The sequence below is a fragment of the Vibrio sp. M260118 genome (assembly GCF_036533755.1).
GTDB lineage: Bacteria > Pseudomonadota > Gammaproteobacteria > Enterobacterales > Vibrionaceae > Vibrio.
Window position 1 is genome coordinate 1 of record NZ_JATABG010000133.1, and the last position, 8,817, is coordinate 8,817.

General features: G+C 46.1%; 9 protein-coding genes. 8 read left to right on the forward strand and 1 reads right to left on the reverse strand.

The features are described from left to right. The 8 genes from QTO00_RS09840 to acpS form a co-directional block, all read left to right on the forward strand. Positions 1–353 (forward strand): SoxR reducing system RseC family protein (locus QTO00_RS09840; RefSeq protein ID WP_331424584.1); only part of this gene is annotated, 353 nt, incomplete at its 5' end. Between the two features lie 126 nt (positions 354–479). Next, positions 480–2,273, forward strand: coding sequence for a translation elongation factor 4 (gene lepA / locus QTO00_RS09845; protein ID WP_038202967.1), 1,794 nt, complete (start codon positions 480–482; stop codon positions 2,271–2,273). 104 nt (positions 2,274–2,377) lie between these two features. Continuing rightward, positions 2,378–3,274, forward strand: a complete 897-nt coding sequence (lepB, locus tag QTO00_RS09850) for a signal peptidase I (protein WP_331424586.1) — start codon at positions 2,378–2,380, stop codon at positions 3,272–3,274. A 164-nt stretch (positions 3,275–3,438) separates the two neighbouring features. Beyond that, positions 3,439–4,116: a ribonuclease III gene (rnc, locus tag QTO00_RS09855; RefSeq protein WP_331424588.1), complete on the forward strand. Its 678-nt coding sequence runs from the start codon at positions 3,439–3,441 to the stop codon at positions 4,114–4,116. After that, complete coding sequence (gene era / locus QTO00_RS09860; protein ID WP_331424589.1) at positions 4,109–5,086, forward strand: GTPase Era; 978 nt, start codon at positions 4,109–4,111, stop codon at positions 5,084–5,086. Before rnc ends, era begins: the two co-directional genes overlap by 8 nt. 88 nt (positions 5,087–5,174) lie before the next feature. Next, on the forward strand, positions 5,175–5,897 hold the full coding sequence (recO, locus tag QTO00_RS09865) for a DNA repair protein RecO (RefSeq protein WP_331424591.1): 723 nt from the start codon (positions 5,175–5,177) through the stop codon (positions 5,895–5,897). Further along, a complete protein-coding gene (gene pdxJ / locus QTO00_RS09870; RefSeq protein WP_331424593.1) occupies positions 5,894–6,625 on the forward strand; it encodes a pyridoxine 5'-phosphate synthase in 732 nt (243 codons plus the stop codon). Before recO ends, pdxJ begins: the two co-directional genes overlap by 4 nt. Before the next feature lie 2 nt (positions 6,626–6,627). Further along, a complete protein-coding gene (gene acpS, locus QTO00_RS09875) occupies positions 6,628–7,008 on the forward strand; it encodes a holo-ACP synthase (RefSeq protein WP_331424595.1) in 381 nt (126 codons plus the stop codon). A 43-nt stretch (positions 7,009–7,051) separates the two neighbouring features. Here acpS and QTO00_RS09880 read toward each other — a convergent pair. Next, positions 7,052–8,817, reverse strand: a 1,766-nt coding sequence (locus tag QTO00_RS09880; protein ID WP_331424596.1) for an ATP-binding protein, incomplete at its 5' end; no start/stop codon positions are given.

Consider the following 8,817-nt stretch of genomic DNA (forward strand, 5'->3'; position numbering starts at 1 on the left):
GTACGGGTATTGTTTCAAAAGCGGTAGGCAAAAAGTCTTTGCATTGGCATCTCGTTACCCACAAATTGGTTAAACCCGGTCAGGTGGTAGAAATTGGTTTGCCTGAAAAAAGCTTGCTTCAGTCTGCGGCTGTGGTTTACCTAGTTCCTTTGTTTGCAATGATCTTGGGTGCTTTCATTGGTCAATGGTGGCTTGCTCCATCTTTATCTCTTGGAGAGGGGGCTGTGATCCTATCCGCTGCTATTGCTACCGCCGCAGGTATCGCGCTTGCCAAGCAACTTTCCACACGGTTAGAGCGACAATCTTCCCAACAGGTCGTACTATTAAGGATAATAGGCGAACCAATTAGCTAGTGCGAATCCGCTAGAAATTGGGTAGAATCTGCCAACTTGATTGAAATGCCGCCGCTAATGTAAACAAATCAAGCGAACACGCGGCTTTCTTGTCCCTTATTTTAAAGAGTTTAGTCACACCAAATCATGAAGCACATTCGTAATTTTTCGATTATCGCCCACATCGACCATGGTAAGTCGACCCTATCAGACCGTTTGATCCAAGTATGTGGTGGATTGAGCGACCGTGAAATGGCCGCACAGGTTCTAGACTCCATGGATCTAGAGCGTGAGCGTGGTATCACCATTAAATCTCAGAGTGTGACGTTAAACTACACTGCTAAAGATGGTGAAACCTACCAACTTAACTTCATCGATACTCCAGGGCACGTTGACTTCGCATACGAAGTATCACGTTCTCTAGCGGCTTGTGAAGGCGCGTTATTGGTTGTAGACGCTGGTCAAGGTGTAGAAGCACAAACTCTTGCTAACTGTTATACCGCGATCGAAATGGATCTCGAGGTAGTGCCAATCTTGAACAAGATTGACTTACCAGCTGCTGATCCAGAGCGCGTCGCAGAAGAGATCGAAGAAATCGTTGGTATTGATGCGATGGAAGCGACTCGTTGTAGCGCAAAAACAGGTATTGGTGTCGACGACGTTCTAGAGAACATCGTTTCTGCGATTCCAGCGCCAGAAGGTGATCCAGAAGCGCCGCTTCAAGCACTGATTATTGATTCTTGGTTCGATAACTACCTAGGTGTTGTTTCTTTGGTTCGCATTAAGAATGGCGAACTGAAAAAAAACGACAAGATCAAGGTAATGAGCACAGGTCAGGTTTGGGGTGTAGACCGTCTAGGTATCTTCACACCTAAGCAAGTGGATACTGATACTCTACGTACTGGCGAAGTAGGTTGGGTTGTTTGTGGTATCAAAGACATCTTAGGTGCACCAGTCGGTGATACGCTGACACTTGCTAAGCATGGCTGTGAACAAGCGTTACCAGGCTTTAAGAAAGTAAAACCTCAGGTATACGCTGGTTTGTTCCCTGTATCGTCTGATGATTATGAGAACTTCCGTGACGCACTTGGTAAGCTGAGTCTAAACGATGCGTCTCTGTTTTATGAGCCAGAGAACTCAGCTGCACTCGGCTTTGGTTTCCGTTGTGGTTTCCTTGGCATGTTGCACATGGAAATTATCCAAGAGCGTTTGGAGCGTGAATACGACCTAGACCTGATCACTACAGCACCAACGGTAGTTTATGAAGTTGAAGAGACCAATGGCAACCTACTTTACGTAGATAGCCCAGCTAAGCTTCCAGCGGTTAACGATATTGAAGAGATCCGTGAGCCGATTGCTCGGTGTAATATTCTGGTGCCTTCTGAGTATCTAGGAAACGTGATTACGCTGTGTGTTGAAAAGCGTGGCATTCAGGTGGATATGGTTTACCACGGCAACCAAGTCGCAGTAACTTACGATATTCCAATGGCTGAAGTAGTACTCGACTTCTTTGATCGCCTGAAATCGACCTCACGTGGTTACGCATCACTAGACTACAACTTCCAACGCTTTGAAGCGTCGAACATGGTTCGTGTTGATGTTCTATTGAATGGCGATACTGTTGATGCACTTGCGATGATCACGCATAAAGATCAGTCGCAAACTCGTGGCCGTCAGCTAGTTGAGAAGATGAAAGAATTCATACCTCGTCAAATGTTTGATATCGCGATTCAGGCAGCGATTGGTAACCATATCATCGCTCGTTCAACCGTTAAGCAGCTACGTAAGAACGTAATCGCGAAGTGTTACGGCGGTGACGTGAGTCGTAAGAAGAAGCTACTGAAGAAGCAGAAAGAAGGTAAGAAACGTATGAAGCAGATCGGTAACGTTGAACTGCCTCAAGAAGCCTTCTTGGCTATTCTTCATGTCGGAAAGGACTAGAGTTGAACCACTCTGATTCTGGTCTGTCATAAGACGTTAGATAGTAAAATAAGTGAAAGGGTTTCGGCTCTTTCACTTTCGTATTTTTGAGATAAGGGAAGTCAATGGCGAATACATTTTCACTCATCCTTGTGATTGTAACCTTAGTCACTGGTGTCGTTTGGGTGCTAGAAAAGTTGGTTTTTGCTAAAAAGCGCCAAGCTAAAGTGGCTGAAGTTGAAGCGCAAACTAACGGTTTAGATGCTGCTGTTGTTGAAAAGGTAAAGACTCAGCCATGGTGGGTTGAAAATAGTGTTTCTATTTTCCCTGTGATCGCAGCGGTACTGGTACTGCGCTCCTTTATCTATGAACCGTTTCAGATTCCATCTGGATCGATGATGCCAACCCTGCTGGTGGGTGACTTCATTTTAGTTGAGAAGTATGCATACGGCCTAAAAGACCCAGTGTGGCGCACACAACTGGTTGAAACAGGTAAGCCTGAGCGTGGTGATACCGTGGTATTTAAATACCCGCCTCAGCCAAGCATCGACTACATCAAACGCGTGGTTGGGTTGCCTGGTGATACGGTTCGCTACAACAGCAAAAAAGAAATCTGTATTCAGTCTTCAGGTGAAAACACATGTAATCCTGTGAAACTGTCAAATGTGGAAGAGAGTCAATTTATCCAAAACGGCATTCCACTGATTCAGTTGGATGAGCAGTTAGGTGAGGACGGACATCAGATTTTGGTTAACCCGCTGCGTCGTGATCGTGTTGAGTTATATCAACCACGTAACGGCGTAAATGAATGGGTGGTACCTGAAGGTCAGTACTTTGTTATGGGTGATAACCGTGATAACAGTGCAGACAGTCGTTACTGGGGGTTTGTCCCAGAAGCTAACCTAGTCGGTAAAGCAGTCGCTATTTGGATCAGCTTCGAGTTTGAACGTGGCGAAGACAGCGTGCTACCTTCTTGGATTCCAACTGGTGTTAGGTTTAACCGCATCGGTGGTATTAACTAAATTTTCGTCATAGTTGATCCCACAGCGTTGTTGACTGCATAAATCCACCGGAACGCCGGCTGCCCTAATCAGATAGAGCCTCTACGCTCATAGGGTTGGATTAATTTGTCGCCTAGCTGTGAAATCAACGATTTAGAAAATTGTAATTAAATTATTGAGAGAGCATGAATTCTCCTATTGTAAAACTAGAGAAAAGGCTCGGCTATCAGTTCAATGATGCTGAGCTAATCAGTCTAGCGCTGACACATCGCAGCGCTAATGGAAAACATAACGAGCGTCTTGAGTTTCTGGGCGATTCAATTTTAAGTTTTGTCATTGCTGATGATCTTTATCACCGTTTCCCCAAAGTGAACGAAGGGGATATGAGCCGCATGCGTGCCACACTCGTACGTGGAAAAACCTTGTCGGAACTAGGTCGTGAATTCGAGCTAGGAGATCACTTAAAATTAGGTCCAGGTGAATTAAAAAGTGGCGGTTTCCGCCGTGATTCAATTCTTGCCGACGCTGTAGAAGCCATTATCGGTGCTATTTATCTTGATAGTGATATTGAAGTGGTACGTGGCATTATCCTGAGTTGGTATAAGACGCGCCTTGACGCGATCAAACCGGGTGTTTCGCAAAAAGACCCGAAAACGCGTCTTCAAGAGTTTCTTCAAGGTCGAAGAAAACCGCTACCTGCGTATACAGTGACTAATATTAAAGGTGAAGCACATAACCAAGAGTTTACGGTTTCGTGTGAAGTGGCAGGTATTGGACAACCTGTCATTGGTAAAGGCACCAGCCGCCGCAAGGCAGAACAAGCGGCTGCTGAATTAGCACTAGAGCAATTGACCAATGACTGATTCAACTGACAACAACGAATTTGATATCGATGCGTATTTCTCATCGAATGACAAGCAACCAAGTTCGCCTGAAAATCAACACTGTGGCTTCGTGGCGATCGTTGGTCGTCCTAACGTAGGTAAGTCGACGCTTCTAAACCGTATTCTTGGTCAGAAGATCTCGATCACTTCACGTAAACCGCAGACAACTCGCCACCGTATTATGGGGGTTGATACTGAGGGGGACTACCAAGCGATTTACGTTGATACACCGGGTCTTCATATCGAAGAGAAGCGTGCTATCAACCGTTTGATGAACCGCGCTGCGAACTCTTCACTGAGTGACGTAAACCTAGTGTTCTTCCTTGTCGATGGTACTCACTGGACTAACGACGATGAGATGGTTCTGACCAAGCTGCAAAAGTCTAACTTCCCAGTTGTGTTGTGTGTTAACAAAGTAGATAACGTACAAGATCGCAATGAAGTGATGCAGCATATGATGGACATGTCGAAGAAGATGGAGTTTGTTGATGTTGTGCCAATCTCGGCAAAACAGGGTAAAAACATTGATGTGCTACGTAAGCACGTTCGTGACTATTTACCTAAAGCAACACACCACTTCCCAGAAGAGTACGTCACTGACCGCTCTCAGCGCTTTATGGCATCTGAAATAGTACGTGAAAAATTGATGCGTTTTACTGGTGAGGAACTGCCTTACTCAGTAACGGTTGAAATTGAACGCTTTGACTACAATCCAGAAACCGACGGATTCCATATTAACGCCCTCATTCTTGTTGAGCGTCATGGCCAGAAGAAGATGGTGATTGGTAAAGGTGGCGAGAAGATCAAAACTATCGGCCGAGAAGCTCGCTTAGATATGGAAGAGCTGTTTGGTCGTAAGGTTTACCTAGAGACTTGGGTTAAAGTGAAATCGGGTTGGGCTGATGATGAGCGTGCTCTGCGTTCACTAGGTTACATCGACGATTTATAAGCTAGGCGAGGCTGTTTGCTTCGCTCCGCGCAAGTTACAATGAGGAGCCTGATGGCTCCTTATTTTTTTATTGTTTGGTTAAGATTATATGTCTTGTGAAGGTTTACAGCGCTGCTTTGTGTTACATCGCCGCCCTTACAGCGAGTCGAGTTTGATTCTCGATGTGTTTAGTGAGGAGTATGGCCGCGTAACACTGATGTCTAAAGGGGCTCGTAGCAAGCGCTCGAACCTTAAGGGCGCGCTACAACCTTTTACGCCGCTACTTTTAAAGTGGTCTGGCAATGGCTCGATGAAAACCCTACGCCAAGCCGAACCGATTAGCCTTGGTTTACCCTTAGCGGGCATTAACCTCTATTCAGGCATGTACGTTAATGAGTTAGTTGGGCGGGTGCTGATGGCAGAGGTCGCGATGCCAGCGCTTTTTCATGACTATTTGCATGTGCTTACTGATTTAGCTCAGTGTGACAATCCAGAGCCTGCCCTAAGACGTTTTGAACTCGCGCTGTTGTCAGCCATGGGTTATGGCGTCGACTTCTTACACTGCGCGGGTACCGGGGAGCCTATTGATCCTACTATGACTTATCGTTACCGAGAGCAAAAAGGCTTTATTGCCTCGGTGCGTAAAGACAACTTAACTTTTTTAGGCAATGAACTTATCGCCATTAGCGAGCGTAGGTTTACTTCAAAAGAACAACTTAAAGCGGCAAAACGCTTTACACGCATAGCCTTAAAGCCGTATCTTGGCGGCAAACCATTAAAAAGCAGGGAACTCTTTCTAAGCATGGTTCCCAAACGGAGTATTGGAAAATGAGCTCAATCTACCTAGGTGTAAATATCGATCACATCGCGACATTGCGCAATGCACGTGGTACCAAGTATCCAGATCCTGTTCATGCGGCAGAAATTGCCGAGCGTGCCGGTGCGGATGGGATCACTATCCACCTGCGTGAAGATCGTCGCCACATTCTTGATCGTGATGTGCGCATCCTTCGCGAAACACTGCAAACTCGTATGAACTTAGAGATGGCAGTGACGGATGAGATGGTTGAGATTGCGCTAAACACTAAACCAGAATATGTATGTCTTGTACCAGAGAAGCGTGAAGAGTTAACCACTGAAGGTGGTTTAGACGTAGCGGGTCATTTAGACAAAGTAAAAGCTGCGACTCAAAAGCTCACTGAAGCAGGCATCAAAGTGTCACTGTTTATCGATGCAGACCGCGAGCAAATTGATGCAGCGAAAGCATGTGGTGCTCCATTTATTGAGCTTCACACTGGTCACTACGCGGATGCTGAAACTGAAGCTGATCAGCAAGATGAATTAAAGAAAATCGCAGCAGGTGCAAGCTATGCCGCGGATCTTGGTATCACAGTTAATGCGGGGCACGGCCTGACTTACCACAATGTGGCTCCTATTGCCGCTATCCCTGAAATATACGAGCTAAACATCGGCCACTCAATCATTGGTCGCGCGGTGTTTGATGGCCTGCACAAAGCTGTCGCAGATATGAAATCCATCATGGTCGAAGCTCGTCGATAATTATGGCAATTGTTGGTTTAGGTACAGATATCGCAGAGATTGAGCGCGTAGAAAAGGCGCTCGATCGAAGTGGTGAGCCGTTTGCAAAACGCATTTTAACTGAGGCTGAACTCGAGACGTTTTCAGCTATCAAGCAGCAAGGACGTTTTCTTGCCAAGCGATTTGCAGCGAAAGAAGCGGCTTCAAAAGCTTTGGGTACAGGCATTGCCCTTGGTGTCACTTTCCATGACTTTGAGATAACTAACGATCAACTGGGCAAGCCAGTGCTAAGCCTTAGTGGTAAAGCATTAGAAATGTCTAAACAAAAACAGGTGGAACATATCCACCTGTCTATTTCTGATGAGCGCCACTATGCGGTTGCAACGGTTATTCTAGAGAGCTAACTATTAGCTCTCTAGCTCTCTAGCTCTCTAGCTCTCTAGCTCTCTAGCTCTCTAAGTAGGGCTTAGCGCTCGCTTCTACTTTTTCCATCTCATCTTGCAACTCGAACAGCTCCGGTTCGATATCTGTAATGTCCGCCCCAGAACGCAGTTGCTTCTCGAGAGTCTCACAGACATTTTTCAACCTTGGAACACCACAATACGAGCTACTGCCGTGTAACTTGTGCACATGATGAAGCAGCTGCTCTTTGTCAAAGTGGTCATCTTCCAGAGCCCCTTCGACAATTGCACTGACCTCTGGAATGTAGTCGATCAGCATCTTGAGCATATCTTTAGCCAGGTCTTGTTTGTTGGCAGACTGTTTTAGCGCTGCTTGCCAATCAATAATGATGTTGTTGTGTTCGAATTGAGGTGCACTCTCTTGGCTATCATTAGTGCTAATACTGCTCGTTGTTAGATCGAGTTTCTCCAACTCTTGCTCACTGGTATTAGGATTCCAGTGCATCAGCACCTGTTGCAGCACGTGCTCTTCAATTGGCTTGGTGAGGTAATCATCCATGCCAGCGTTGAGTAGGCGGTCTCGCTCACCGACCATAGCATGAGCAGTAACCGCGATAACCGGAGTATTAACATTTAACTCAGTTTGCTTTATTTTGCTGCAGGCGGTTACGCCATCCATATGTGGCATCTGAATATCCATTAAGATGATATCGAAGTGCTGAACTTCCGCTTGTTTAACCGCATCGGCGCCGTTGGTGCAGGTAATAACGCTATCAACTCGCTCATTAAGTAGTGCGCTGATCAACTTCAAGTTGGCTGGGTTGTCATCAACGGCCATTACACGCAGGGGAAGTGTCTCTCTGTGCTCTTCTTCTGTCTCTAGGTAAGGAATGCTCTCTTGGTTCGCTGCCAATGTTTGCAGCAGCTTTCTGCGCGATAGAGGTTTAGTAATACAGTGAATCTGATATTTCTGTATCAGGTGATCTGACAGCGCAAGAGCGGTACTTGGCGTGCCGACCACCACTTGTGGAGCGCATCGCATCGCTTTCTCAACTTGCAACTGAACCGAGTTGACGTCGTTGTCTTTATTTGGCGACAGGTTAAGAAGTACATAGTCATAGTTTTCTACTTCTTCAGGCAGTGAAGAGCGATAAGTGACAACTAGACCTTCTTGAACCAAGGTTTGCTGAATAACAGATGCAGCCTGCATGTTTGGCTCGACAAGCAACAAGGTGCGTTGACAAAGAGCCTGTGTTTCAAGCAGATCGCTGACCGGCATATCGGTTGAAGATAGGCTTAAGGTAAACCAGAAAGTAGAACCTTGGTGCAGACGACTGGTGAGGCTAATTTCACCGCCCATTTGGCTTACCAGTTTCTGGGTAATCACTAGACCAAGACCTGTACCGCCATACCGGCGTGAAATACTCGCATCAGCTTGGCTGAAGGCTTGGAATAGTTGTGACTGTTGACGTTCTGAAATGCCAATACCAGTATCGCGAACCATAAATTGAAGTTCTACGGAATCATCTCTTTGTGAGCGAAGCTCGACGCTAATATCAATATTGCCACGCTCGGTGAACTTAATTGAGTTGCCGACAAGGTTAGTTAACACTTGTTGGATACGCAGTGGGTCGCCAATCAGGCCAGCTGGAATCTTAGGATCGATCTTAAGTGTGAGTTCTAATCCTTTCTCGTGAGCGCTGGTGGCTTGCAGGCTAACCACCTCTTCCAGTGACCCTTGGAAGTCGAATGGGATATTTTCCAGAGCCAGTTTACCTGCTTCTAGTTTCGAGAAGTCGAGAATATCGTTGA

Bases quoted from the DNA above. Each gene is read 5' to 3' on its own strand.
- lepA (WP_038202967.1), top strand. From the start codon at position 480: ATGAAGCACATTCGTAATTTTTCGATTATCGCCCACATCGACCATGGT.
- lepB (WP_331424586.1), top strand. From the start codon at position 2,378: ATGGCGAATACATTTTCACTCATCCTTGTGATTGTAACCTTAGTCACT.
- rnc (WP_331424588.1), top strand. From the start codon at position 3,439: ATGAATTCTCCTATTGTAAAACTAGAGAAAAGGCTCGGCTATCAGTTC.
- era (WP_331424589.1), top strand. From the start codon at position 4,109: ATGACTGATTCAACTGACAACAACGAATTTGATATCGATGCGTATTTC.
- recO (WP_331424591.1), top strand. From the start codon at position 5,175: ATGTCTTGTGAAGGTTTACAGCGCTGCTTTGTGTTACATCGCCGCCCT.
- pdxJ (WP_331424593.1), top strand. From the start codon at position 5,894: ATGAGCTCAATCTACCTAGGTGTAAATATCGATCACATCGCGACATTG.
- acpS (WP_331424595.1), top strand. From the start codon at position 6,628: ATGGCAATTGTTGGTTTAGGTACAGATATCGCAGAGATTGAGCGCGTA.